The organism is Mesorhizobium sp. WSM4830, from assembly GCF_055811495.1.
The window spans coordinates 48,849-74,437 of the sequence record NZ_JBVVQI010000009.1; the positions used below are offsets into that span (position 1 = coordinate 48,849).

A 25,589-nucleotide genomic window follows, 5' to 3' on the forward strand; every position below is an offset into this window, starting at 1 on the left:
CAGCTGCAGCAAGCGTGAGCGCCAAGACACCCCCCTCTGGCCAGAGGGGGGTGCTTCGCGCATCCGCCGGTACTTAGCCGATGCACTTCGGACCCCACCTGCTCCTCGCCGCCCTCGAAGGTCTCGTCACCTCCGCCGTGCTGGCGCTGACGGCGCTTGGCCTGTCGCTGGTGTTCGGCGTCATGCGCGTCGTCAATGTCGCGCATGGCGAGTTCTTCATGCTGGGCGCGGTGCTTGCCTGGGCGATCTCTACGGCGATATCCGGCCATCCGGCGCTCGGCTTCCTGGCCGCCCTGGTGCTGGCGCCGCTGATCGTCGGCCTGATCGCGCTGGTCGCCGAACGGCTGGTGCTGCGCCGGCTCAACTACAATCCGGAAGCCACCATCGTCGCCACCATCGGCATGCTCTACATCATCCAGCAATTGGCGCTGACCTTCTACGGCCCGGAGGCGCGGCCGGTGGAGCCGCCGTTCAGCTACCGCATCCTCCTGCCGTGGTTCGGTTATTCCGGCTACAAGTTGTCGGTCATCGCCGCATCCGCGCTGCTTCTGGTCGCGACCTGGCTGGTGCTGACGCGCACCAAAATCGGCCTCGTCATGCGCGCCACGCAGTATGACAGCGAGACGGCGCAGGCCTTCGGCATTCCGGTGACCAGAGTCTATGCCGGCGTCTTCGCGCTCGGCGCCATGCTGGCGGCTGTGGCCGCGGTGCTGATCGTGCCGATCAGCCAGGCGCATTATCTGATGGGGCAGGACCCGCTGCTGCTCTCGTTCATCGTCGTCATCATCGGCGGCCTTGGTTCGTTGCGCGGCACGGTCGTCGCCGCGGTGCTGATCGGCCTTTCCGACGGCATCATCTCGGTGTTCTTCTCACCGACGCTGGCCAAGATCATCGCCACCTTGCTCGTCGCCATGGTGCTGGTGTTCCGGCCGCAGGGCCTGTTCGGGACGACGTCGCGATGAAGGATGCTTCGCCGGCAAAGCCATATGCGCTGCATCTCGGCGTCATCGCCCTGCTTTTCGGGCTTAGCTTCATCCTGCCGGAATACCATCACGGCCTGCTCGCCCGCATCATGGTGCTGGCGGTCTTCGCCATGGGCTATAATCTGCTGTTCGGCTATGTCGGGCTGCTCAGCCTCGGCCATGCCATGTTCTTTTCAGCCGGGCTCTATGGCGCCGGGCTTGCCGTCATCCATCTCGGCTGGAGCGTGCCGGCCGCCTTCGCAGCCGGGCTTGCCTGCGGCGCGCTGCTCGCGCTGGTGATCGGGCTGCTGGCGCTGCGCACCTCCGGCGTCGCCTTTATGATCGTCACCATGATGTTCGCGCAGGTATTCTATCTCGTCATCCTCTATCTCGCTGCCTGGACCGGTGGCGACCAGGGCATGGTCGTACCGCAGGCGATGCGGGTCCTTGTCCTGGGCAGCACGGCATTCGACCTCACCAACCCGACCGTGCGTTATATGAGCGCGCTGGCACTGTTCTCGATCGTGCTGCTCATAATCCTCGCCGTGGTCCGCTCAGGCTACGGCCGCGTGCTGGTCGCCATCCGCGAGAACGAGGAGCGGACCAAGATGCTTGGCTACGATACATTTTCCAACAAGCTTGCCGCCGTCGTCATCTCCGGCAGCATCTGCGCGGCGTCCGGCGCCGCCTATGCGCTGCTGTTCGGCTATGTCGGCTCGAGCTTCGCCTCGGTGCAATATTCCATCCTGCCGCTGCTCTGGGTCCTGCTGGGCGGTGCCGCCACCACGCTCGGTCCGCTGATCGGCACGCTTTTCATGTATTACGTCATCGACGTCGCCAGCGGCTACACCTCGGCCTATCTGCTGATCGTCGGCATTGCGCTGATCCTGCTGGTGCTTTTCTTCCCGAAAGGCATTCTCGGCAGCATCCGCCAGCGCTGGCTGGGTTGGCTGCCATGATGCCACTTTTGACCACCAAAGGCTTGTCGCGCAGTTTCGGCGGCTTGCGTGCCGTCGACGGCGTCGACTTCGCGCTGATGCCGGGCGAGATCCGTGCCGTCATCGGCCCCAACGGTGCCGGCAAAACCACCTTCGTCAGCCTGGTCAGCGGCCGCATCCAGCCCTCGTCGGGCACGATCGTTTTCGATGGCGCCGACATCACCAGCCTGCCGGCCTACGCCAGGGTTCGCCTTGGCATCGCCTACACGTTCCAGATCACCAGCGTCTTTGCCAATCTCAGCGCCTACGACAATGTTGCCCTGCCGGTGCAGCGCACGCTGACCGACGGCCGCTCGAAGGGCGCGGTCCACATCGGCGTCATGGCGGCGCTCGAGCGCACCGGCCTTGCCGACCGGGCGCAAATGCCGGCCGGGCAATTGTCCTACGGTCACCAGCGGTTGCTGGAAGTGGCGATGGGGCTGGCACTGAAGCCGCGGCTGCTGATCCTCGACGAACCGACGCAAGGGCTGGCCGACAGCGAGATCGACAATTTCATCGAGCTGGTGCGCGAGATCGCCGATAGCGCCACCGTGCTTTTGATCGAGCACAACATGCCGGTGGTCATGCAGCTCGCCGACCGCATCACCGTCTTCAACGCCGGCAGGATTTTAGCTGAAGGCACACCCGAGCAGATCCGCGCCAATGCCGCGGTGCAGGACGCCTATCTGGGGACGACCCATGGCTGAGGCCCAGTCCAAGGCACTGACGATCTCCGGGCTCGACTGCTTCTATGGCGAGGTCCAGGTGCTCTATGGCCTCGATCTCGTGTTGAACGAGGGCGAGGTGCTCTGCCTGTTCGGCCGCAACGGCGCCGGCAAGACGACGACGCTGAAGGCGATCATGGGCCTGGTGCCGGCAAGCGCCGGCTCGATCAAGCTCGAAGGGCGGGAGTTGACAGGCCTGCCGGCGCATGAGGTGCCCAAGGCCGGCGTCGCCTACGTGCCGCAGGGCCGGCGGCTGTTCGCCGAGATGACGGTGGCGGAAAACATCGAGATCGGCCTGATGGCCCGCAACAAGGGCAAGGCGACGCGCGAAAACGTGCTCGATCTTTTCCCGCTGCTGCGCCAGCGCCTCAGGCAGCGTTCCGGCACGCTGTCCGGCGGCGAGCAGCAGATGCTGGCCATGGCGCGCGCCTTGTGTCTGGAACCGCAGGTGCTCCTGCTCGACGAGCCGACCGAAGGGCTGATGCCGTCGATGATCGCCAAGATTCGCGAAACCGTTTCGAAACTGCGAGCGCTCGGCGTGTCGACAATTCTTGTCGAGCAGCGCGTCGATGCCGTGCTGTCGGTCGCAGACCGCGTTTGCTTCATCGAAAACGGCCGCAACCGCGAGACGGTTGATGTCGAGGAACTGCGTGCCGATCCCTCGGCGGTCCGTCGCTATGTTGGCGTCGGATGATCAGGCAAAGAACAGCAAACCGGCAAGCAGGAATGTCGGGATCAGCACGGCACCCGACCATGCCATATAGCCAAAGAAGCTCGGCATCTTGATGCCGCGATGCCGGGCAATGGCATAGACCATGAAATTCGGCGCATTGCCGACATAGGTGTTGGCGCCCATGAACACCGCGCCTGCCGAGATCGCTGCCAGCGTCGAGGCGAGTTCGGTCATCAGATGCTGCGCATCGCCGCCAGCCAGCTCGAAGAACACCAGATAGGTCGGCGCATTGTCGAGGAAGGACGACAGCGCCCCGGTCAGCCAGAAATAGGCAAGGTTGTCGGGCGCGCCGGTCGGCGAACTGACCAGCAGCACTAACGGCGCCAGCGCGCCGTCGAGGCCGGCCCGCAATATGGCGACGACCGGCACGATGCAGATGAAGATGCTGGCGAACAGCTTCGCCACCTCGGCAATCGGCCCCCAGCTGAAGGCGTTTGCGCCGCGAAACTCCTTCGGCGAGACGACAAGCGAAGTGAAGGCCAGTATCAGTATGGCTGCGTCGCGCACCAGGTTCTGCAGCTCGAGGCTGACGCCCTGGAAAGAGAAGCTCACTCCCGGCTTCCAGGCAGCGGAAATCAGGATCGCGGCAATTACCCCGGCCAGCAGCGGGATGTTGGCCAGGCCGCGAATGCGCACCTTGCTGTCGGGCGTCGGATCCTTGATCTTCGGCGCGCCTTCCTCCCGGTGATGCATGACGATGTCGATCGCCAGGAAAACCACCAGCAGCACGCCGGCGACGAACAGCGTCTCGGGCAACACGTGAACTGTCGTCCAGAAGAAATCGACGCCGCGAAGGAAGCCGACGAACAGCGGCGGATCGCCGAGCGGCGTCAGCGACCCGCCGATGTTGGACACCAGGAAGATGAAGAAGATGACGACATGGGCGTTGAAGCGCCGGTTGTCGTTGGCGCGGATAAGCGGCCGGATCAGGATCATCGAGGCGCCGGTTGTGCCAATGATCGAGGCAAGCACAGCCCCGCCCAGCAACAGCCCGGCATTGACCAGCGGCGTGCCGTGTATGTTGCCGGCAACGAAGATGCCGCCCGAAATGGTGAACAGAGCAAACAGCAGGATGATGAACGACATGTATTCGGTGAGCAGCGCATGCAGCACCGCCTGCGTGGCCGACGGGATGCCGAAGGCGATGGCCAGTGGCCCGATCACCAACGCTGCCCAGAAGGCAGCGATCTTGCCGTAATGGTGCTCCCACGCATGTTGGAAGAGCAACGGCCCGGTCGCGATGCAAAGCAACAGCCCGGCAAACGGCAGCACCCACCACAGCGACATGGCGGCGCCCGGCAATTCGTGCGCTTCGGCCGCAAGAACCGCTCCCGGAGAAAGGATTGCGGCAATAAGTGCAGCACTTGCCGTCCACGCCGCAAACCGCATGAAGCCCCTCAAAAGTCTGTCAGGTAGTTCGGCTGGGCGTTCAAATCAGTGCCACGCCGGCATCGCGCATCCGGGCCAGCATCCTCTCCATGGAGCCGTTGAGATCGATGCCGCGGCAGGCGTCGAGCCGCACGGACGTCGCAAAACCGAGCTTGACCGCGTCGAGCGCCGAAAAGGCGACGCAGAAATCCGTCGCCAGGCCGACCAGAGTCAGCGTATCGATGTTCCGCTCCCGGAGATAGCCGGCAAGGCCGGTCGGCGTCGTCCGGTCGTTCTCGAAGAATGCCGAATAGCTGTCGATCGCAGGGCGGAACCCCTTGCGGATCACCAGCTCGGCCTTGCTCCAGGCGAGGCCCGAATGGAAATCCGATCCCAGGCTGCCCTGGATGCAGTGATCCGGCCACAGTGTCTGGTGGCCATAAGGCACATCGATCGTTTCGAACGGTTGCTTGCCGGGGTGGCTGGAGGCAAAGCTCGAATGGCCGGCAGGGTGCCAGTCCTGCGTCAGCAGGACGTGCTCGGTCCGCCGGATCAGGTCATTGACCAAGGGCACGATTTCGTCGCCACCGGCCACTTCCAGGGCGCCACCCGGGCAGAAATCATTCTGCAGGTCGATGACGACAAGCGCTTCGTCGGCCATGGAGCCTCCTTATTTTCTTGGTCTTGAGCTTAGGCTCCAATGAAAACGCGACCGGACGCAGAAACTTGACCAGATGGCCGGCTGCGTCAACCTCTTATGGCATAACAAATGCGTTCCGGGCGCACCGGTGGCAACAGCCGTGCAAACTCTGGCTTTGACAATTCCTGCCGGCTTGATATCATTTGCATACGAATGAATTTCCTGCCTTGCGTGCTCGGGAAAATCTTTCGACAGGATCCCTCTCGGGAAGCCCATTCTGGGAAGGCAAAGCGTGATCCGTTACGCAAAACCCACCACGGTCGATGATGCCCTCGCTTTGTTGGGCGAAGGACAATGGCGCATCCTTGCCGGCGGCACCGACTTCTATCCGGCACAGGGCAGCAAGCCCTTCCGCGACAATGTCCTCGACATCAACGGCCTGGCGGCATTGCGCGGCATTGCCGAAGCCGAGAACCATTGGCTCGTCGGCGCGCGCACCACCTGGACCGATCTCGTCCGCCATCCGCTGCCGGCGGCTTTCGACGCGCTGAAGCAGGCGGCGCGGGAAGTCGGCTCGGTGCAGATCCAGAACATTGCCTCGATTGCCGGCAATCTCTGCAATGCCTCGCCGGCCGCCGACGGCGTGCCGGCGCTGCTGGTGCTCGATGCCGAAGTCGAACTGCGTTCTGCGGTGGCGACCCGGCATCTGCCCGTTGCAGAATTCATCCTCGGCAACCGTCGCACCGCACTGCAGCCCGGCGAAATGGTCACGGCAATCCGCATTCCGAAACCCGCGACCGCCGGCGGCTCCGCCTTCGTGAAACTCGGCGCGCGGCGTTATCTCGTCATCTCCATCGCCATGGCCGCCGCTCGCCTGGCCGTCGAAGATGGCATCGTCAGGAACGCGGCCGTCGCCGTCGGGTCCTGCTCGGTCGTCGCCAGGCGCCTGGCGGGTGTCGAGGCGGCGCTGCGCGGCCTGCCCGTCGGCCACGCGCTGGCCACTGCGCTCCAATCCGCGCCAATGGACGAGCTGTCGCCGATTTCCGACGTGCGCGGCAGCGCCGAATATCGGCTGGATGCAGCGCGCGAGATCGTTGCCCGCGCCGTGCTTGGTGCGATGGGCGCTATTCCCGGTGAAAGGGTGGCGGCCTGATGGGCATGGAGCGCGCCGACATCGCCTTCGAGGTCAACGGCGCCGCCGTCAGTGTTTGCGTGCCGCCGGTGCGACGGCTGTCCGCGGTGCTGCGCGACGAGCTGCGGCTGACCGGCACCAAGATCGGCTGTGATGCCGGCGATTGCGGCGCCTGCACGGTGCTGGTCGACGGCGAGCCGGTCTGCGCCTGCCTGGTGCCCGCGGCTTCCGCCTCCGGCACCGTGGTGACGACCGTCGAAGGTCTCGGCAATGGCCGGCTGTCGGCGCTGCAGGCTTCGTTCCTCAGCCATGGCGCGGCACAATGCGGCGCCTGCACGCCCGGCCTGCTGGTCGCGGCAACGGCACTCCTGGACAGGACGCCTTACCCGAGCGAGGCCGAAACGCAGGATGCGCTGGGCGGCGTGCTCTGCCGCTGTACCGGCTATCGCAAGATCGTCGCCGCGGTGATGGATGCTTGGCGCTATGCCGATGGTCTCGATCAGCGCATGCCATTGTCCGGCCATGCCGTCGGCTCCTCTCCGATCCGCCTCGATGGCGTGCCGAAAGTCACCGGCGGCGAAAAGTTCGGCGGCGATTCCTTCCCCATGGATGCATTGTCGGTGCTGGTGGTCCGCTCGCCGCATTATCATGCGGCCTTCAGCTTCGGCGATCTCGATGGCTGGGTGAAATCCCTTCCCGGCATTGCCGGCGTCTTCACCGCCGCCGACATTCCGGGAAAGAATTGTTTCGGCGTCATCGCGCCCTTCGCCGACCAGCCGGCGCTGGCTGAAGGGTTTTCGCGCTTTCGCGGCGAGGCGGTGGCGCTGGTTGCCGGCGAATGCGAGGCTATCCTCGATCTCGACCTTGCCGATTTTCCGGTCAGTTGGACCGAATTGCCGCATTTTCTGGAAACTGGCGAAGCACAGGCCGGCGGTGCGCAACTGGTCCATGAAAACCGGCCGTCGAACCTGCTCACCTCCGGCTTCGTCGAGCGTGGCGACCCGGAAGCCGCGCTTGCTGGTGCGGCTTTCGTCGTTTCCTGCGCCATTGACACCTCCTATGTCGAGCACGCCTATATCGAACCGGAAGCCGGCTATGCCTTCATGGACGGCGACACGCTGGTCGTCGTCGCCTGCACGCAGGCGCCCTATATGGACCGTGACGACACGGCAAAAGTGCTCGGCCTTGCCCCGGAAAAGGTGCGTATCGTGCCGACCGCCACCGGCGGCGGCTTCGGCTCCAAGCTCGACGTCTCGCTGCAACCGCTCATCGGCCTCGTCGCCATGAAAACCGGCCAGCCGGCGGCGCTCGTCTATACCCGCACCGAATCGATGATCTCGACCACCAAGCGCCATCCGGCTCAGATGAAAGCGAGCATCGGCGCCGATGCCGACGGCCGTGTCACCGGCATGGTCTTCGCCGGCGATTTCAACACCGGCGCCTATGCCAGCTGGGGGCCGACGGTCGCCAACCGCGTGCCGGTGCACGCCTCCGGCCCCTATGCGACGCCGAACTATCGCGCCGAAGGCCGCGCCATCCACACCAATGGCCCGATTGCCGGCGCCTTTCGCGGCTTCGGCGTGCCGCAGGCGACGATCATGCAGGAGACCCTCTATGACGAGCTGGCCGACAAGCTCGGCATGGATCGGCTCGACTTTCGCCTGAAGAACTGCCTTCGGAACGGATCCGAAACAGTTACCGGGCAGCGGCTCGAGTCGGGCGTCGGCATCGCCGACTGCCTGGAGGCCCTCCGCTCACATTGGCAGCGTGCCCTTCGTGATGCCGAAGCGCTCAATGCCGGTAGCAGCATCAAAAAACGCGGCGTCGGCGTGGCCTCTTGCTGGTACGGCTGCGGCAACACCTCGCTGCCCAATCCGTCGACCATCAAGGTCGGCATCTCGGTATCGGGCGAAGTCGTCCTGCATCAGGGGGCGGTCGATATCGGGCAAGGTTCGAACACCGTCATCGCGCAGATCTGCGCCGACGCGTTGGGTCTTCCGCTTGAAAAGCTCCGGCTGAAAGGCGCCGACACGGCGATCACCCCCGACGCCGGCAAGACCTCGGCCTCGCGCCAGACCTTCGTCACCGGCAAGGCCGCCGAAAAGGCCGGCCGCGCCTTGCGCGAGGAGATCTTGCGTTTCGCCAATGTCTCGGAAAAGGCCGCGATTGCGCTGGACGGCACAAGCCTGAGCATCAGGGAAGGCGAAGCAACGCGCCGCATCGATCTTTCCTCGCTGAAGGCCGATGCCGAAGGCTTCGTCTTCCGGGCCGAGGAAAGCTACGACCCGCCAACGCAGCCGCTCGATACCAAGGGCCAGGGCAAGCCTTATGCCGTCTATGGCTATGGCGCCCAGATCGCCGAACTGGAGGTCGACCTCAGGCTCGGCACCGTGAAGCTGATAAAAATCACCGCCGCGCACGATGTCGGCAAGGCCATCAATCCCTTGCTTGCCGAAGGCCAGATCGAGGGTGGCATTGCCCAGGGCATCGGCATGGCGCTGATGGAAGAATACATCCCCGGCCGCACCGAAAACCTGCACGACTATCTGATCCCGACGATCGGCGACGTGCCGCCGATCGAGACCATCCTGATAGAAGTTCCGGATCCGGAAGGACCCTTCGGCGCCAAGGGTTTGGGCGAGCATGTGCTGATCCCGACGGCGCCGGCGATCCTCAACGCCATCCGCCATGCAACCGGTGTGCTGGTCACCAAAATTCCGGCGACGCCGACCCGCATCCGCGCCGCCATCCTCGACAAGGAGGCGCGCCGATGAGCGAGCTTGCCGAACGCTTCGAGACACACGATCCCGGCGAGAAGCTGGTGGCCGAGAAGATCCGCTGCGATGCCTGTCCGGTCATGTGCTACATCGCCGACGGCCGCACTGGCGCCTGCGACCGCTACGGCAATGTCGGCGGCAGGATCGTGCGGATGGACCCGTTGACCATCCTCGACCATGCGGCCGAGACAGGTGGCGCGGTCGTATCTTTTGTTGCCGAAGGCGAGGCATGGGACGGGGAACTGGTCAACACCGGCCGCCGCTTCGTCACCGCGATCGGCGCCGGCACCACCTATCCCGACTACAAGCCGGCGCCCTTCATCGTCAGCCAGGAGGTCGAAGGCGTCGATTTGGTCACCGTCGTCACCGAGGGCATCTTCTCCTATTGCGGCGTCAAGGTGAAGATCGACACCGACCGTCATATCGGCCCCGAAACGGCGACGATCCGTGCCCAAGGCGAGGCGATCGGCCATGTCACGACCGGCGAATACGGCTCGCAGATGCTGTCGCTGGGCGGCGTGCATCATTTGACCGGCGGCTCGAAGGCTGAAGGGCGCGCCACCTGTGAAGCCATGCTCTCCCTGTGCAACCGCAAACCGGTCGAGCTCGTCATCGACGGCGGCGCCACCGTCATCGTCGAGGCCGGCAAGCCGCCGGTCATCGACGGCAAGCTCGAGCAGCGCATGCGCGTCGGCTGCGGTTCGGCCACCATCGGCATGTTCGCCACCCAGTGGCGCGGCCTTGTCGACGAGGTGGTGGTGGTCGACGACCACATCACCGGCGTGGTCTCCGAGCATCAGGCCGGCAAAGTGCTTGGCTGGCAGGACACCGGCATCAAGATCATCGGCCGCCGTTCGACGCCGGGCCGCTATTTCAAGGTGTCGGAGCCCGGCCTCGGCTGGGGCGGCACCAGCATCTCCGACCCGCTGTCGATCCTTGGTGAATGGAACGCCAAAAAGGGTGCGCGCCCCGGCATGTCGCTGCTGATGGTCTCGACCACCGGCGAGCAGTTCGCCTATTACGAGCTCGACGACGAATTGAAGCCGGTGCAGAAACCGTTCCCGGAGCGGCTGCGGAAGTCGGTTGAACTGATCGAGGACAATTGCGAGCCGGCGCTCTGCACCGTGCTTTTCGTCGGCGGCGCCGGCGGCTCGCTGCGCGCCGGCGTCACCGAGAACCCGGTCAATCTGACCCGCTCGGTGCAGGGCCTCAAGACCTATGTGACGGTCGGCGGCGCGCCGGTCTATGTCTGGCCGGGCGGCGGCATCACGCTGATGGTCGACGTCACCCGCGTGCCGGAAGGCGCCTTCGGCTATGTCCCGACGCCGGCGCTGGTGGCGCCGATCGAGTTCACCATGCGCCGCGACGATTATGTCAGGCTCGGCGGCTACGAAGCCGAAATCCGCAGCGTCGACGATATCCTGGCCAAGGGCGGCGAGTATCTCAACCCGCGCCGCGGCACGGCCGCACCCCGCGACAATCCCTGGCCGCCGCTGGCGCAGTTGCGTCGCGCGGCCGCAAACGGGGACGGGCGATGAACGGCCCGCAGGCTCATTGGCTCGAGGACGGCCGAAGGCTTCACCTCAATCATGGGCCGATCGACCTGATCGTCGAGGCATTCGGCGAGGCGAGTGAATGCAGCGCTGGCTATCGCCAGGCAGTGGCGCGCTTCCAGACAATCCTGCCCGAACTGGTCGAAGAGTTGCCCGAGCTGCGCTGCCCGGCCTCCTCGCGGCCACGGACTTTCGCTGGCCCGACGGCGCGCCGCATGGAAGCGGCGGTCGTTCCGCTAGCAAAACAATTCATCACACCGATGGCGGCCGTCGCCGGCTCGGTAGCCGACGAAGTGCTTGGTGCGTTGCTTGCCGGCCGTCGGCTCGATCGCGCCTATGTCAACAATGGTGGCGACGGCGCGATCCATCTCGGCAACGGCCAGTCGATGACGCTTGCCATTGCCGGGACAGGTCATGGGCTGGCGGATCGTCTCACGATCCGCGCCGAAGACGGGATCCGCGGTGTCGCGACAAGCGGCTGGCGCGGCCGTTCGTTTTCGCTCGGCATCGCCGACGCCGTCACCGTGCTGGCGCGAACGGGTGCTGAAGCCGATGCCGCCGCGACCTTGATCGCCAACGCCGTCGACCTGCCCGGTCATCCGGCCGTTAGGCGCGTACGGGCGCGCGATCTGGCACCTGACAGCGACCTCGGCGACCGTTTGGTGACGCAGGGCGTGGGGCTGCTTTCCGCCGCTGAGATCGCTATTGCGCTGGAAGGCGGATTTGCCGTTGCCGAGGAGTTTCGGCGGCGCGGCCTGATTGCCGCCGCGGCGCTTTTCCTCGGCGGTCAGGCGCGCATCGCAGGTCCGATGGCGCTCGCCAATAAGGTTTTAGAGAGGGAAATTGCTCATGCCTGAGTTTCCGATCCGCAAGATCGCCGTGCTGACCGAAGAGATTTTTCACGAAGGCGGGCCGGTGGCGCTGGTACCGCGGCGCCGCGCCGCGGCCATGGCTGTGGTCAAGAACCCGTTCGCCGGCCGTTACGTCGAGGAACTGCAGAGCGCCATGGAGGATCTGAAGCCGCTCGGGCTGCTGCTCTCCGACAGGCTCATTGTCGCACTGGGTGGCGACGTCAAACAGATCGACGGCTACGGCAAGGGCGCCATCGTCGGTATGGCAGGCGAGTTGGAGCATGGCGCGCTGTGGCATGTGCCGGGCGGCTATGCCATGCGCGAACGGCTCGGCGACGCCAAGGCGATCGTGCCCTCGGCGAAGAAGGTCGGCGGCTTCGGCGCGCGGCTCGACGTGCCGCTCGGCCACATCAACGCCGCCTATGTGCGCAGCCATTTCGACGCCATGGAAATCGGCATCAGCGATGGTCCGCGTCCCGACGAGATCCTGTTTTGCCTCGCCATGACCTGCGGCCCGCGCGTGCACGACCGCATGGGCGGGCTGGCGGCCAAGGACATCAAGGCATGGGATGGGCTGCGGTGAGCGCCGAGGACAATCTGCTCAAGCTGGTCGAGGCCGAGGAGCCTGACGAAAACGACTATCGCTTGCAGGAGCAGGTCGGCTTCATCCTGCGCAAGGCGCATCAGCGCCATGTCTCGATCTTCGCCGCACACATCGCCGATCTGACGCCGCCGCAATTCGCCGCTCTCGCCAAATTGCGCGACGTCGGCGAGACCTCGCAGAACCAGCTTGGCAGCCTGATCGCCATGGATGCGGCGACGGTGAAGGGCGTCATCGACCGGCTGAAAGCGCGTGGCTTTGTCGAACTTAGCAAGCACGAAGTCGACAAACGGCGCCTGCTGGTCAGTCTGACGGCCGAGGGGCGCGACGCGATCGAGCGGCTGATCCCGCTTGCCCGCGAGATTACGCAGGAAACGCTGGCGCCGCTTTCCGCCAGGGAAGCGGCCATTTTCATGAAGCTGCTGGCCAAGCTGGCTTAATCTGCTGCCTTGCGGCGTTTGGTTGTTGTTCCTGCCGGGCGCTGAACGCCCGGCAGGAAAGCCTCGTCTCAGAGGCCATTGTCCTTCAGGATCTGGGCGGCATTTTCCTTGGTGATCTTCTGCGTCGGCAGGATGATCGTCTTTTCCACCTTCTCTCCGTTCAGGAACTTGATCGCCTGCCGCAGCCCTTCGGCGCCCGGCGTCACATAAGTGAACGTCGCCGTCAGCTCGCCATTGGCGACCAGCTGCACGCCTTCATTGGGCAGGCCGTCGATGCCGATGAACTTGATGTCCTTCTCACGTCCGACGTCCTTGGCGGCAAGATAGGCGCCATAGGCCATCGGATCATTGTGGCCGTAGACGAGATCGATCTTCTCGTTGTTGCGCAACGCGGTCGCCATGATGTTGTAGGCCTGGTCCTGCTTCCAGTCGCCCGACTGCTGGTCGAGCAGGTATTTTATGCCCGGCTCCTTGTCGGTGAATTCATGGAAGCCGTCATGGCGATCGTGTGCCGGCTGGGTGCCCATGCCGCCCCAGATCTCGACGACGTTGCCGGCAGCCTTGCCCTTGCCGCCAAGCAGCTCGACGGCATATTCACCGGCAGCCCGGCCGATCAGCTTGTTGTCGCCGCCGACGAACTGCGTGTAATCGTTGGTTTCGACGTTGCGGTCGAGCACGAAGACCGGGATCTTGGCATCGATCGCCTGCTGCACGACACCGGTCAGGCCGGCGGATTCTTTCGGTGATACCAAGAGCGCATCGACCTCCTGACGGATCAGGTTTTCGACATCGGCGACCTGCTTCTCGGTCTTGTCCTCGCCGTCGGTGATGATCAGCTCGACTTCCGGATGCTTGGCCGCTTCTGCCAGGATGTCCTTGTTGAACTGGGCGCGCCAGGGTTCGATGGTGGTCACCTGCGAGAAGCCGATCTTCCACTTCTTGTCCTGCGCATGGGCGCCGCCGGCAAGCATGGCGGTCGTGGTCAGGAGTGCCGCTGTCAGCCCGGCGAGCTTCAACAATTCACGTCGTTTCATTTCTTGTTTCCTCCAATATTCAGAGACGCGGTCTCTTGCGACGGCCGCTTTGCCGCGGCCGTTTCCTTGTGCGCTTGCCCACCGGGCAGTCGCAGATAGAAGAGAAGATCACCGGCATTGCGCTCCTGTACGAGCACGGTACCGATGATGATCATCCCCTTCAGCACCAGCTGAAGGTTCGAATTGATGTTGTGCAGCTGCAGGATGTTGGAGAGCAGCCCGAAGATCAGCACGCCGCAGAACGTCCCGGTGAGGCTGCCGCGTCCGCCCATCAGGCTGGTGCCGCCGATGACTACGGCGGCAATCGCGTCGAGCTCCAGCCCGGCGCCGGCGTCCGGCTTGCCTTGCCGGTACTGCGCGACGTAGAGCACCGCCGCGATGCCGGCCAGCAGCCCTGAAACCGCGTAGGTGGCGATCTTGACCCGGCCAGCGGCGATGCCCGACAGCCGCGCCGCCTCCTCATTGCCGCCGATTGCGTAGACATAGCGGCCGAACGGGGTGAAGCGCAGCACGGCGCCGTAGATCAGGATGGCGCCGAGGAAGAACAGGCCCGGCATCGGGATCACGCCGAACACCAGCGAGCGCAGCATTTCGAAATCGGCGGTGGCGTTCGACCCGGTATAGACCGGCAGCACCGCATTGTTCTGGCCGGCTGTCAGCCGGGCGATACCAAGCGCAGTGACCATCATCGCCAGCGTCACGATGAAGGGCTGCAGCCGCCCGGCGACAATGATGAAGCCGTTGAGCGCGCCGAACAGCAGGCCGACGCAAGGCGCCACCAGCAACACGCCGAGCACGCCGAATTTTGAGCCTACCTGCGGCAGCAGGAACCACAGCACCAGACTGCACAGGATCACCCCGACAATGCCGGGCGTCACCAGCCCGCGAACGCTGTCCAACCTGATGTCGTGCGTGGCCTGCGCGCCGGCGCGGGATTTTTCGATGTTCAGCAGGATGAAACGAGTGACGAGAATGCCGAGGCAAAGGGCTGCCACGGCAACTGTCGGCACCCCCAGCACCACCGCCGGCGTCACGCCGGGGACCGTCAGCAGCATGGCACAGACGACCGTGCAGATCGCCATCAGCGAGCCGACGGAAAGGTCTATACCGCCGGTGATGATCACCGCCGTCATGCCGGTGGCAATTAGGCCGGTGGTCGACACCTGGCGCAGCACATCGAGCAGGTTGCCGTAGGACAGGAAGATGTTGTTGCCCTTGGAGCTGATCGGCGAGCCGAGCACGCCGATCAGGAAGATGGCGATCAGGCCCCAATAGAGCTTCGTCCGGGACAGGATATGCAAAATGCTCATGCGGCAGGCCTTGTCATGGTCCGTCGCGGCGCCGCAAGCCGCATGATGGCCTCCTCGCTGGCTTGCGCGCGGGACAGCATTCCCGTCTGGCGGCCGTCGGCCATGACCAGGATACGGTCGGAAAGATGCAGCAGCTCCGGCAATTCCGAGCTGATCACGGCGATCGCCAGCCCGTCTCGCGCCAACTTGAAGATGAGATCGTAGATTTCCCGCTTGGCGCCGACATCGATGCCGCGCGTCGGCTCGTCGAGCAGCAGCACCCGCGGCCTCGTCGCCAGCCATTTGCCGATGACGACCTTCTGCTGGTTGCCGCCGGACAGCGTGCCGGCCGGCTGCTCGACGGTCTCGCAGCGAATGCCGAGAGCCTTGACGGCGTCCCGTGCCAGCCCTTGCTCACCGGCCAGCGAGCGCAGGCCGAACCGCGCCAGCGCGCCGACCAGCGGCAGCGCGACATTGTCGGTGATCGAGGCCTCGAGATGCAGGCCTTGCGTCTTGCGGTCTTCCGTGACCAGGGCGATGCCGAGCCGGCGTGCATCGCGCGGCGAACGGATTTCTACCGCCTCGCCATCGAGCCTGATCTCACCGTCGGCACGTCCGCCGCTGGACCCGAAGATGGTCTCCAGGATTTCGGTACGGCCCGAGCCCAGCAGCCCGCCGATACCGAGGATTTCTCCTGCGGCAAGATCGAAGCTGACGCCGTCGAGCACGGTGCGCCAGCCATGGCGATTGGGCTTCGACAGCGACAGCTCGCTTACGGAAAGGACGGTGTTGCCACCGGCGATGCGGTGCTCCTGGGAGGAAGCAAGCAGGTTTCGCCCGACCATCGCCGAAATTATGGCGTCTTCGTCGAGCTTGTCCATCGCCTGCGTCAGGACGTGGCGTCCATCGCGGAACACGGTGACCCGGCTGGCCAGATGCATGACCTCGTCGATGCGGTGCGAAATGTAGACGATCGCCACGCCGCTATCGGCGAGCTGGCGGATGATGCGGAACAGCCGCTGGCATTCGGCCGGCGAAAGCGCCGAGGTCGGCTCATCCATGATCAGGATGCGTGCCGACATCGACAGCGCCTTGGCGATCTCGACCAGTTGCTGTTCGCCAACGCGCAAGGCACCGACGCGCGCATCCGGATCGAGCTCGATGCCGAGCCTTTGCAACAGCGCGCCGGCGGCGCGGCTGCTCGCCTTGCCGTCGACGATCAGCCCGGCGATCAGCTTCTCGCGGCCGAGAAAGATGTTGTCGGCGACGCTGAGTTCGGGGACGAGGTTCAGCTCCTGGTGGATGATGGCGATGCCGGTGCGCTCGGCTTCGCGGACGCCGGCAAAGCGCACCGCATGGCCATCGATACTGACCGTTCCGTTATAGTCCGTATAGACGCCGGACAGGATCTTCATCAGCGTCGACTTGCCGGCGCCGTTCTCGCCCATCAGCGCATGGACCTCGCCGCGCCGCAGCTCGAAGCCGACATCGACAAGTGCGGCGATGCCGCCGAAGGACTTGGAGATGTGCTCAGCGCTCAGCACGATAGCCGAGCCGTCCGCCATAACGCCTTGCGCAGGAATGGAATTGCCGTGCTGCATGACAAGGACGGCCTCCCTCCGTCGTCACCGAACACCTCAAACGCTAATCTAAACGTTTCGATCATGTCAAGGCAATATCTGGCGCCTAAGATTGTTCCATTTCAATTCTTGCGCAAAATCATAAGATTCCGTACGTATTGCTGCCGTGGAGTGGTGAAACGTTTCGAAAATGACAGCGTCAGGACGAAAAAGGCAGCGCAAATTCACCGCTCCGACCATGCTTCATGTGGCCGAGGCGGCGCGTGTTTCCGTGGCCACCGTATCGGCGCTGATCAACGGCACCGCGACCGTCAGCCCCGAGCTCAGCCAGCGCATCGAACAGGCGATCCGCGATATCGGCTACAAGCGCAATGCCATCGCCCGCAGCCTGAAGATGGGCACCACACGCACCATCGGGCTCACCGTCCCCCACATCACCAATCCGTTCTTTACCGATGTGGTTTCGGTCATCCAGCAGGCTTTCGACAGGGCCGGCTACGCCGTCATGCTGTGCTGCACCGACGAGCACCTGAACACCCAGGACGACCAGATCAGGCTGCTGCTCGACCGGATGGTCGACGGGCTGATCGTCGCGCGTGTCGGCGACGGCGCGATCCTCAAACGGATTGTCGACGACGCCAAAGTGCCGGTCGTGCTGCTCGACCGTATTTGCCAGGGTGTCGACACCGATGCCGTCGTTCTCGACAATCAGCGCGCGGTGTTCGACGCCATCAACTATTTGATCGATCTCGGCCATCGGCGCATCGGCTACATCTCCGGCTCTTTCGATATCTCGCCGATGCATGACCGCATGGCGGGATATCGCGAGGCCCTCCAGGCCGCCGGCCTGCCGGCCGAGGCCGAGCTCGTCCGCTTCGGCAACTTCCATGAAGTCGACGGCTACAACGCCACCATGCAGCTGCTTTCGCTGCACGACCGGCCGAGCGCCATCTTTTCGGCCAACAACCCGATGGTGATCGGCACCATGAAGGCCATTCGCGATATCGGCCTGTCCTGTCCGGAGGATATTTCGGTCGCCTGTTTCGACGATTTTCCGTGGTCGGATGTGTTCCGGCCGCAATTGACAACGGTCGCACAGCCGGTGCAGGCGATTGGCGAACAGGCGGCCAATCTGCTGCTCGACCGGCTCGCCGGAAACAGGGATGCGCCGCCGCGCAAGCTGACGCTCAAAGGACGCTTGATGATCCGCAATTCATGCCGTCCGCTAGGTGCAAACGCGCAGAGCGTCAGCGCGTAGCGCGTGGGCTCTGTTCAGAAACTTTGTAATGCCGGACGGACAGCGCTCCCTCTGTCCTGCCGACCCCGGCCCTTCGCAGCCGCTACGGGCGTTCGTCGTTCGAAAAACCGAGCAATTGAAGGACGCGGCGCCGATCGAGCCAAGTGGCCAACAATCAGCCCGCCGACAAGCAGGAAAATCTTGGCAATCGAAGCATGTCGGATTAGGAATATGACGAGATGCGGCTGATCGCCCATACGGGCGCCGGCTTGAGCCATGTGCGTGAAATCGATCCTAATCGGGCTGGTACTTGCTGGGATGGTCGCACTCTTCGGCTGCACCACCGGCGGCGCATTAAAGACTTCCCCCTCGGCCTATGGCGGCCTCACCGATGCCGGTTTTCGCGTTCCGCCGGTTCCGATCTACAAGGTTGACCAGAAGTTCCATCGGCAGACAGTGCCTTATGCGACTGAAGAGGCGCCTGGCACCATCATTGTCGATACAGGAGCGAAGTTCCTCTATTACGTGTTGGGAGACGGTCAGGCGCTGCGCTACGGAATCGGCGTTGGCAAGGCGGGCTTCGAATGGCATGGCACTGCTCACGTTGCGAGGAAGCGCGAATGGCCGGATTGGAGCGCGCCGTCTGCGATGATCGTGCGCGAGCAGAAGCGAGGCCGCATCATACCGGCTCATATGGAGGGCGGACTCATGAACCCGCTCGGGGCGCGCGCTCTCTATCTTTTCAACGAGAAAGGCGACACTGGATATCGGCTGCACGGTAGCCCTGAATGGTGGTCCATCGGCAAAGCTGTGTCGGCGGGCTGCATCCGCCTCATGAACCAGGACATCATCGATCTCTATAACCGCGCCACAATCGGCACCAAGGTGATCGTCATTTAGTGGACGCCGCGTTTCCGTCCAACGGACGAGCATGACGGATCGAAAACCTCCGCGTAAAACGCGCGAAGTGTTCGCGATGTCTTCGCACACCTGTTCGCGATGTTCCCTGCCTAAGGCCGGCCTTGCCCGCAAACAGTGCCAAGTGGCGAACCAACTCTCAGGCAGCTTCCGACAGCGATTTGTGAGCGTCGGCCAGGATCTCGAACGAGCGCACCCGCGCCGCATGGTCGAAAATCTGCGCCGTGACCATCAGTTCGTCGGCGCCGGTGCGGCCCACGAATGCCTCGATGCCTTGCCTGACCGTTTCGGGAGAGCCGACGACGGCGCAGGAAAGCGCCTGTCCGAGCATGGTCTTGGCCATCGGATCGAGGTCGCGCTCATATCCTTCGACCGGCGGCGGCAGTCGGCCGGGCCGGCCGGTGCGCAGGTTGACGAAGGCCTGCTGCAGCGAGGTGAACAACAGCCGCGCCTCTGCATCGGAAGGAGCGGCGAAGACGTTGAGGCCGAGCATCACATAGGGCTTATCGAGCTGCTCCGAAGGCTGGAAACGCGAGCGGTAGATCTCCAGCGCATGGTCGAGCTCTGCCGGCGCAAAATGCGAAGCGAAGGCGTAGGGCAGGCCGAGCATGGCGGCAAGCTGCGCGCCGTAGAGGCTGGAGCCCAGGATCCAGATCGGCACCTTTTCGCCTTCGCCGGGCACCGCGCGGATGCGTTGGCCGTCTTCGGCCGGCTGGAAGTAATCCATCAGCTCGACGACGTCCTGCGGGAAATTGTCGGCGCCTGCATCGAGGTTGCGGCGCAGCGCCCGTGCCGTGGCCATGTCGGTGCCGGGCGCCCGGCCGAGGCCGAGATCGATGCGGCCGGGATGCAAAGCGTTGAGCGTGCCGAATTGCTCGGCGATGACAAGCGGCGAATGGTTGGGCAGCATGATGCCGCCGGCGCCGACGCGTATTGTACGGGTACCTCCGGCGACATGGGCAATGACCACCGAGGTGGCGGCGCTGGCGATGCCCGGCATGTTGTGGTGCTCCGTCAGCCAATAGCGCCGGTAACCCAGCCGCTCGGCATGGCGCGCAAGGTCGAGCGAATTGGCGAGTGACTGCGAAGCGTTGCTTCCTTCGACGATCGGCGACAGGTCGAGAACGGAAAGAGCGGTCATGGCGTCTTAGGCCTCCAGGATTTTCTTCTGTCGCGCCATGGCCTCGAAGGCTGCACGGTCGGGAATGGCGATTTCGAGGCCTTCCAGCACGTCGGCGAGTTCGGCGGCTGTTGCTATCTCCACCTGCTCGGTACCGCCGCCGAGATGATGTGTCGACAGCCGGTTGTTGCGGAGCGCATAGCGGCGGTCCGGCAAGGCGCGTGCCGCGATTACGGAGGAAAGGAAGTGCGAGGTTGGGTGGGTCGACAGGAAATGGTTGCTGACCGAATAGTCGACCTCATGGTTCTGCTGCATGTCGAAGCGGTACATTGTCCGCCAGTCGCCGCCGACATTGGCCTGCAGGCGAAAATGATCGCCTGTCTCTACCATGCGGAATGTCTCATGTGGGGTCTTCTGCTCGAGACCCGGTCGAAGCAGGAGCGGTGCTGTCAGCGTCAGCCCGCCGAAGCCGACGTCGGCAATGTAGGTTCGGCCGTCGAGTTCGACACGCAGCAACATATGGCTGCGTGCAGTTATGGCATCATCGGGCTGGCCCCAAAGAACGCGTGCTGCAAGGCCGGTGACGGCGAAGCCAAGCGCCTTCAGCACATGCATGAAAATGAGATTGTGCTCGAAGCAATAGCCGCCGCGATGCCGAGCGACGATCTTTTCCTGCAGCGAGGCAAGATCGAGACGAACCGGGTGGCCTAGAAACGGATCGAGATTTTCGAACGGGATTGCCTCCGGGTGCAAGAGATGGAGCGACTTCAGCGTTTCCAGCGAAGCGTCCCTCGAGCCGGTGTATCCGATGCGGGCGAAATAGGCATCGATGTCGAAGGGGATATCGGTCATGGAAGGGAGTCCGGGCTTTGACCGGCTCGATATAGGCATTCAATCCGGGCGCCGCAAACGCCGCGTGTCGGTTTGCGCTGCAGCGCTGTCCTCGATGAGTTCTTCTTCAGCCACCGCCGTGTGTTGCGCCGCCAGGAAATTGCCGACATGGCTGAGGCCGTCGAAATGATCGCAGAACACCTTGATGACGACCAGCAGCGGCACTGCCAGCAACGCGCCGACGAAACCCCATAGCCACGACCAGAAGGCGATGGCGATGAGGATCGCCACGGCGTTGATCTCGAGACGGCGGCCGACCACCGTCGGCGTCACGAACTGGCCTTCGACGACATCGCACATAAGGACGAAGGCCGGCGCCAGCAGCGCGTAGGAAATCGTGTCGAAGCTGATCAGCGCGATGATCGTGACCAGCGTGATGGTGGTCAGCGCCCCGATATAGGGCAGGAAATTGAGCAGAGCCGCTGCCGCGCCCCAGACCTGGGCGTTGGGCACGCCGAGCGCCCACAGGCCGAGCCCGATGACCACGCCGAGACATGTGTTGATGACCGTGACGGTAAGCAGATAATGCGAGATTTCACGTTCTACGTCGTAGACGACGCGCAGCGCCCGCTTCTTTTCGCTGAGACTGGGGAAGGACTGGACGATCTTTTCATAGAACATCGTGCCCGAGGCGAGCAGGAACAGCGACAGGACGAAGACGATGGTGACGCTGGCGCCGGCCGACAGCACATTGCCGGCGGCCTGCGAGAGAATACCGGATGGCGCCATGGCCACCCTCTGAACGCCCGGCTCCTGGGATGTCTGGGTCAGGCCCTCGATCTGGCGCGAAATCTCCACGATCCTTTCGAGCGGACGGCGCAGTTGTGCCAGACGTTCGGTAAGCTGCTGGCCGATCGTCGAGGTGTTGTTGATGAGATCGATGACCGGGCCGCTGAGCAGATATCCCGCGACGGCGACGAGGCAGAACGAAAGCAGCACCAGCAGTGTCGCCGAAATGACATCGGGCATGCCATGCTTGCGCAGGAAGCGAACGATCGGCGTCAGCGTCAGTGCCAGCAGGAAAGCCAGAATGACCGGCATGAAGAAGGCGCGGGCGAAGTAAAGCGCGTAGATCGCCATGAGGATGAAGATGCCGACGAGCAGCGAACGCATCAGATGCGCATCCGCCCGTGCCTCGACGCGCGGATCCCGGCTTTCGGCAGCGCTTGCGCCCGAAGCGGCGGGTTCGGCTTTCATTCTGACCCTCGGCGGTACACCGCGATTGGTGCAGACCGTTGGCGAAAAACGCCTCTGTGGCTTCAAGGTTCCGTTAGCCGGCGTCACCGGCAAGGCCGCCTCGCGGCCTTGCCGGTGAATCAGGCAACCGGCGCCGCCACGGCAGGGACGGCCTTCGCCGTTTCCCGGCGCACGATCGGCGCCACCTTGGTGCCGTAGAGTTCGATGGCCTTCATGACCTTGGCGTGCGGCATGGTGCCGATCGCCATTTGCAGCAGGAAGCGGTCGTTGCCAAATATCCTGTGCTGGGCAATGATCTTCTCGGCCACCTGTTCCGGATTGCCGACGAACAGCGCGCCGTTCGGGCCGCGCGATTGGTCGAAATGCGCCCGCGATGTCGGCCCCCAGCCGCGCTCGCGGCCGATGCGGTTCATCACCTCGGCCTGCGGCCCGTAAAAATCGTCGGCTGCCTGGTCCGTGCTCTCGGCGATGAAACCGTGCACGTTGAGGCTGGTGGCAAGGCTCGCCGGATCGTTGCCGGCCCGCCTGGCTGCATCCCTGTAGATGTCGAACAGCGGTGCGAACCGCGCCGGCTCGCCGCCGATGATCGCCAGCGCCAGCGGCAGCCCAAGCACGCCCGCGCGGGCGACGGACTGCGGTGTTCCACCGACGGCGATCCAGATCGGCAGTTTGTCCTGCAAGGGCCGGGGATAGACGCCGCGATCGTTGATCGGCGCGCGCAGAGTGCCCGACCAGGTCACCTTGACATGATCGCGGATGGCGAGCAGCAGGTCGAGCTTCTCGGCGAAGAGCTCGTCGTAGTCTTCGAGATTGTAGCCGAACAGCGGAAAGGATTCGATGAACGAGCCGCGCCCGGCCATGATCTCGGCCCGGCCGCCGGATAGAAGATCAAGGGTGGCAAACTGCTGGAAGACGCGCACCGGATCGTCGGACGACAACACGGTGACGGCGCTGGTCAGCCTTATGCGCCTGGTTCGTTCGGCGGCCGCCGCCAGGGCCACCACCGGAGCCGAGGCGGCATAGTCGGGACGGTGGTGCTCGCCGAGACCAAAGACGTCCAGCCCGACCTGGTCGGCCAGCTCGATCTCCTCGATCAGGTTGCGCAGCCGCTCGCGCGCACCGATCGCACCGGGACCCGGTCCCGGGCTGACGTCGGCGAAGGTGTAGAGACCGAGTTCCATAGTATGTCATCCCAGCGTTTTGTCGTGGCGCTACAGGTAGCGATCAGTCCGCCGCCCCGCCAGAGGCCCGGATGGTGAACAGTGCGGGTGGTTTTCAGTCGAATTCAATCGAAATGGCGTCTCCTGGTTGCAACAGATCAGAATTTCATGGCTGGCATACCGTTTTGGCGCTTGAACTCTCGGTTTTCACGCGTATGTAAGCCTCGCAAATTGACTTCAGGGAAGTGGACTTGGCTATCTATAGAGAAAAAGACGTTTTCGAGCGGCGCAATGCCGCAAACGAGGCAAAGAAGGCGCTTCTGGAGCGCTTTAAGGCAAAGCCGGCGGCAGACGATCCAGCGGTGCTGGCACGACAGGCCGAGCGCAAGGCGATCCTCGAGGCCCGCGCGATACGCGAGGCCGAAAAGGCCAGGCTGAAGCAGGAAAAGCTGGCGCGCGAAGCAGCAGAAAAGGCCGAGCGCGAGGCAGCTGCTGAAGCGGCACGCATCGCCGCGGAAGAAGCCGCACAGGCCGAAGCGAAGATCCGGGAAGCTGAAGAGAACGAGCGTATCGCCCGTTTTCTTGCCGACGAGGCCGAACGCAAGGCTAAGCGTGACGCACGCTATGCCGCGCGCAAGCAGCGCACCGGCAGGACGCCGCCCGGCTTCTCCGCCCGATAGCGCCTTCCGGCGCTGATCAGCCGAATTCAAGAATCAGGGCCGCCTTGCAGCGGCCCCGAACGCGTTCGTCTGTCAGAATCGGCTAAGCCGCGAGCTTCAGTCCCATGATGCCGCAGACGATGAGCGCGATGCAGGCCAGCCTGATCGCCGTCGCCGGCTCCCCGAGCAGCCATATCCCCAACAGCGCCGTGCCGACGGTGCCGATGCCGGTCCACACCGCATAAGCGGTGCCGACCGGCAATGCCTTCAGCGCCAGGCCGAGCAAGGTCAGGCTGACGATCATCGAGGCTACCGTCAACACGGTCGGCAGCGGCTTCGAGAATCCGTCGGTGTATTTGAGGCCGATCGCCCAGCCGATCTCGAACAGGCCGGCGAGGAACAGGAAAATCCACGACATCGGAACGCTCCGTTTCGATGGCTTCCGGCCGATTTCTTGAAGGCGCAAAAACTATCTTCGCCGCATCCATGGGGATGAGCGTGAGCTTAATGAACATCATACCGGCCGCGTTCGCGGCCGGTCGAAATGAGCCGAAACGGTAGCTGCGGCCCTACTTGTCCTTCAGCTTCATCGCCTTCACCGGCGGTGCCTTCAGGGCCGGCGCCGGAGCGGGTTTCTTCGCGTCCTTCTTCGGCTTGCGGGCTTCCTTGCCCGCCTTCATCGCACCCTTAGCCATGATTCGTTCCTCCAGTTGATGCCTAGCGAAGTGAAACAAGAGAAAACGCACGACTGCAAGAGGCCGTTGCCGTGCAGTCGCCCTGGCCGATGGCTGTTAACCGGTTTCTAATTCCCTCGTAAACCGCAGCGGTCCGTGCCATGGTCTTCTTCGCACTGCAGCATCAGCCCTTGCGTTTCGCCAGCTGATGATCAGGCAGGCCGGTCAGGACGACAATGCGGATCCACATCGGTTGCCAGATGAGTTTCGATTTCCCGCAGGAAACACCGCTGATCGCGATGCTAAATGTCCATTATTCGCGCGCATCTGATCTTGAGCGGCCGGACTTCCTGACGTCGAACCCGCCGGTGCCGATCGAAAGCTACCGCGACAGTTTCGGCAATTGGTGCAACCGTCTCGTTGCGCCGGCCGGGCGATTTGCGTTCGGTACTGACGCGGTCATCCGCGACCCCGGCTCCTTCGAGACGCGCGAGCTGACGGCGTGGCAGCACGAGGTGCGCGATCTGCCGTCGGAGACGCTGCTGTTCCTGCTGCCCAGCCGTTATTGCGAGAGCGACGTGCTGTCGAATGAAGCATGGCGGCTGTTCGGCAGCACCCCGCTGGGCATTCCGCGCGTCCAGGCGGTCTGCGACTTCGTCCACAATCACATCGTCTTCAACTATTTCAATGCGCGCCCGACACGCACCGCCGCCGAGGCCTATCGCGAGCAGAGCGGTGTGTGCCGCGACTTTGCCCACCTCGCTGTTGCCTTCTGCCGCGCCCTGAATATTCCGACCCGCTATTGCACCGGCTATATCAGCGATATCGGTCTGCCGAAGCCGTGGTCGGACATGGATTTCGCCGCCTGGATGGAGGTCTATCTCGGCGGCCGCTGGCACGCGTTCGACCCGCGCAACAACGCGCCGCGCATCGGCCGTATCCTGATCGCCTCCGGACGCGATGCCGCCGATGTGCCGCTGACCCACATTTTCGGGCCGGGCGCGCTGGCTGGCTTTAAGGTCTGGACGGACGAGGTCGTCGAATAGCCTCTCGCGCTGCCCTTTTAAACAA

The 25,589-nt window shown here is 63.9% G+C and carries 25 protein-coding genes; 14 read left to right on the forward strand and 11 right to left on the reverse strand.

What is annotated here, in order from left to right:
• Window positions 1-80 precede the first annotated feature (80 nt).
• From AC0L2Y_RS13835 to AC0L2Y_RS13850, 4 genes are read left to right on the forward strand one after another with little or no spacing between them, the layout of a single operon-like run.
• The gene (locus AC0L2Y_RS13835) at window positions 81-962 is read left to right on the forward strand and encodes a branched-chain amino acid ABC transporter permease (RefSeq protein WP_473556904.1); all 882 of its coding nucleotides are present in this window, start codon (window positions 81-83) and stop codon (window positions 960-962) included.
• Complete coding sequence (locus AC0L2Y_RS13840) at window positions 959-1,921, forward strand: branched-chain amino acid ABC transporter permease (RefSeq protein WP_473556905.1); 963 nt, start codon at window positions 959-961, stop codon at window positions 1,919-1,921. Before AC0L2Y_RS13835 ends, AC0L2Y_RS13840 begins: the two co-directional genes overlap by 4 nt.
• Window positions 1,918-2,646, forward strand: coding sequence for an ABC transporter ATP-binding protein (locus AC0L2Y_RS13845; RefSeq protein WP_473556908.1), 729 nt, complete (start codon window positions 1,918-1,920; stop codon window positions 2,644-2,646). The genes AC0L2Y_RS13840 and AC0L2Y_RS13845 overlap by 4 nt, the downstream gene beginning before the upstream one ends.
• A complete protein-coding gene (locus tag AC0L2Y_RS13850) occupies window positions 2,639-3,358 on the forward strand; it encodes an ABC transporter ATP-binding protein (RefSeq protein WP_473556910.1) in 720 nt (239 codons plus the stop codon). Before AC0L2Y_RS13845 ends, AC0L2Y_RS13850 begins: the two co-directional genes overlap by 8 nt.
• Here the strand turns inward: AC0L2Y_RS13850 and AC0L2Y_RS13855 are convergent, their stop codons facing one another.
• Window positions 3,359-4,786: a sodium:proton antiporter gene (locus tag AC0L2Y_RS13855; protein ID WP_473556912.1), complete on the reverse strand. Its 1,428-nt coding sequence runs from the start codon at window positions 4,784-4,786 to the stop codon at window positions 3,359-3,361.
• A gap of 40 nt (window positions 4,787-4,826) precedes the next feature.
• Window positions 4,827-5,426 carry a bifunctional nicotinamidase/pyrazinamidase gene (gene pncA, locus AC0L2Y_RS13860; RefSeq protein WP_473556915.1) on the reverse strand — a complete coding sequence of 200 codons (600 nt, stop codon included), beginning with the start codon at window positions 5,424-5,426 and terminating at the stop codon, window positions 4,827-4,829.
• A 271-nt stretch (window positions 5,427-5,697) separates the two neighbouring features.
• On the opposite strand from pncA, the gene AC0L2Y_RS13865 reads away from it, so the two are divergent.
• The 6 genes from AC0L2Y_RS13865 to AC0L2Y_RS13890 are packed head-to-tail and all read left to right on the forward strand — an operon-like array spanning window position 5,698 to window position 12,759.
• Window positions 5,698-6,558: an FAD binding domain-containing protein gene (locus AC0L2Y_RS13865; RefSeq protein WP_473556917.1), complete on the forward strand. Its 861-nt coding sequence runs from the start codon at window positions 5,698-5,700 to the stop codon at window positions 6,556-6,558.
• Window positions 6,558-9,311 (forward strand): molybdopterin-dependent oxidoreductase, encoded by a 2,754-nt coding sequence (locus AC0L2Y_RS13870; RefSeq protein ID WP_473556920.1) that lies wholly within the window; start codon window positions 6,558-6,560, stop codon window positions 9,309-9,311. The genes AC0L2Y_RS13865 and AC0L2Y_RS13870 overlap by 1 nt, the downstream gene beginning before the upstream one ends.
• Window positions 9,308-10,852 (forward strand): 6-hydroxynicotinate reductase, encoded by a 1,545-nt coding sequence (locus AC0L2Y_RS13875; RefSeq protein ID WP_473556922.1) that lies wholly within the window; start codon window positions 9,308-9,310, stop codon window positions 10,850-10,852. The genes AC0L2Y_RS13870 and AC0L2Y_RS13875 overlap by 4 nt, the downstream gene beginning before the upstream one ends.
• Window positions 10,849-11,724: a UPF0280 family protein gene (locus AC0L2Y_RS13880; RefSeq protein WP_473556924.1), complete on the forward strand. Its 876-nt coding sequence runs from the start codon at window positions 10,849-10,851 to the stop codon at window positions 11,722-11,724. The genes AC0L2Y_RS13875 and AC0L2Y_RS13880 overlap by 4 nt, the downstream gene beginning before the upstream one ends.
• Window positions 11,717-12,301 carry an amino acid synthesis family protein gene (locus tag AC0L2Y_RS13885; RefSeq protein ID WP_473556926.1) on the forward strand — a complete coding sequence of 195 codons (585 nt, stop codon included), beginning with the start codon at window positions 11,717-11,719 and terminating at the stop codon, window positions 12,299-12,301. Before AC0L2Y_RS13880 ends, AC0L2Y_RS13885 begins: the two co-directional genes overlap by 8 nt.
• A complete protein-coding gene (locus AC0L2Y_RS13890) occupies window positions 12,298-12,759 on the forward strand; it encodes a MarR family winged helix-turn-helix transcriptional regulator (protein ID WP_352490575.1) in 462 nt (153 codons plus the stop codon). Before AC0L2Y_RS13885 ends, AC0L2Y_RS13890 begins: the two co-directional genes overlap by 4 nt.
• Before the next feature lie 68 nt (window positions 12,760-12,827).
• On the opposite strand, the gene AC0L2Y_RS13895 is transcribed toward AC0L2Y_RS13890, so the two are convergent.
• Genes AC0L2Y_RS13895 through AC0L2Y_RS13905 form a run of 3 tightly spaced genes read right to left on the reverse strand, consistent with a single transcriptional unit; the run spans window position 12,828 to window position 16,683 of the window.
• The gene (locus AC0L2Y_RS13895; RefSeq protein WP_352490547.1) at window positions 12,828-13,793 is read right to left on the reverse strand and encodes a substrate-binding domain-containing protein; all 966 of its coding nucleotides are present in this window, start codon (window positions 13,791-13,793) and stop codon (window positions 12,828-12,830) included.
• A complete protein-coding gene (locus AC0L2Y_RS13900; protein WP_023718176.1) occupies window positions 13,790-15,103 on the reverse strand; it encodes an ABC transporter permease in 1,314 nt (437 codons plus the stop codon). The genes AC0L2Y_RS13895 and AC0L2Y_RS13900 overlap by 4 nt, the downstream gene beginning before the upstream one ends.
• A complete protein-coding gene (locus AC0L2Y_RS13905) occupies window positions 15,100-16,683 on the reverse strand; it encodes a sugar ABC transporter ATP-binding protein (RefSeq protein WP_473556928.1) in 1,584 nt (527 codons plus the stop codon). The genes AC0L2Y_RS13900 and AC0L2Y_RS13905 overlap by 4 nt, the downstream gene beginning before the upstream one ends.
• 217 nt (window positions 16,684-16,900) lie before the next feature.
• Here AC0L2Y_RS13905 and AC0L2Y_RS13910 point away from each other — a divergent pair, with 217 nt between their 5' ends.
• Window positions 16,901-17,920, forward strand: a complete 1,020-nt coding sequence (locus AC0L2Y_RS13910) for a LacI family DNA-binding transcriptional regulator (RefSeq protein WP_473556931.1) — start codon at window positions 16,901-16,903, stop codon at window positions 17,918-17,920.
• Between the two features lie 255 nt (window positions 17,921-18,175).
• Window positions 18,176-18,799 (forward strand): L,D-transpeptidase, encoded by a 624-nt coding sequence (locus AC0L2Y_RS13915; protein ID WP_352490545.1) that lies wholly within the window; start codon window positions 18,176-18,178, stop codon window positions 18,797-18,799.
• A 157-nt stretch (window positions 18,800-18,956) separates the two neighbouring features.
• Here AC0L2Y_RS13915 and AC0L2Y_RS13920 read toward each other — a convergent pair whose 3' ends face one another.
• From AC0L2Y_RS13920 to AC0L2Y_RS13935, 4 genes are all read right to left on the reverse strand, one after another.
• A complete protein-coding gene (locus AC0L2Y_RS13920) occupies window positions 18,957-19,958 on the reverse strand; it encodes an LLM class flavin-dependent oxidoreductase (protein WP_473556933.1) in 1,002 nt (333 codons plus the stop codon).
• Between the two features lie 6 nt (window positions 19,959-19,964).
• Window positions 19,965-20,789: an arylamine N-acetyltransferase family protein gene (locus AC0L2Y_RS13925; RefSeq protein ID WP_473556936.1), complete on the reverse strand. Its 825-nt coding sequence runs from the start codon at window positions 20,787-20,789 to the stop codon at window positions 19,965-19,967.
• Window positions 20,790-20,828: 39 nt separating this feature from the next.
• Window positions 20,829-22,025 carry an AI-2E family transporter gene (locus tag AC0L2Y_RS13930; protein ID WP_473556938.1) on the reverse strand — a complete coding sequence of 399 codons (1,197 nt, stop codon included), beginning with the start codon at window positions 22,023-22,025 and terminating at the stop codon, window positions 20,829-20,831.
• Window positions 22,026-22,144: 119 nt separating this feature from the next.
• Entirely contained in the window at window positions 22,145-23,206 is a 1,062-nt protein-coding gene (locus AC0L2Y_RS13935) for an LLM class flavin-dependent oxidoreductase (RefSeq protein ID WP_473556940.1), read from the reverse strand.
• 230 nt (window positions 23,207-23,436) lie between these two features.
• Here AC0L2Y_RS13935 and AC0L2Y_RS13940 point away from each other — a divergent pair, with 230 nt between their 5' ends.
• Window positions 23,437-23,865: a DUF6481 family protein gene (locus tag AC0L2Y_RS13940; protein ID WP_023718183.1), complete on the forward strand. Its 429-nt coding sequence runs from the start codon at window positions 23,437-23,439 to the stop codon at window positions 23,863-23,865.
• Window positions 23,866-23,947: 82 nt separating this feature from the next.
• On the opposite strand, the gene sugE is transcribed toward AC0L2Y_RS13940, so the two are convergent.
• Together sugE and AC0L2Y_RS13950 are read right to left on the reverse strand one after the other, a co-directional pair.
• Window positions 23,948-24,262, reverse strand: coding sequence for a quaternary ammonium compound efflux SMR transporter SugE (gene sugE / locus AC0L2Y_RS13945; RefSeq protein ID WP_352490539.1), 315 nt, complete (start codon window positions 24,260-24,262; stop codon window positions 23,948-23,950).
• A gap of 151 nt (window positions 24,263-24,413) precedes the next feature.
• Window positions 24,414-24,539 carry a hypothetical protein gene (locus tag AC0L2Y_RS13950; protein ID WP_013528464.1) on the reverse strand — a complete coding sequence of 42 codons (126 nt, stop codon included), beginning with the start codon at window positions 24,537-24,539 and terminating at the stop codon, window positions 24,414-24,416.
• A 215-nt stretch (window positions 24,540-24,754) separates the two neighbouring features.
• On the opposite strand from AC0L2Y_RS13950, the gene AC0L2Y_RS13955 reads away from it, so the two are divergent.
• The gene (locus AC0L2Y_RS13955; RefSeq protein ID WP_254815869.1) at window positions 24,755-25,564 is read left to right on the forward strand and encodes a transglutaminase-like domain-containing protein; all 810 of its coding nucleotides are present in this window, start codon (window positions 24,755-24,757) and stop codon (window positions 25,562-25,564) included.
• Window positions 25,565-25,589 lie beyond the last annotated feature (25 nt).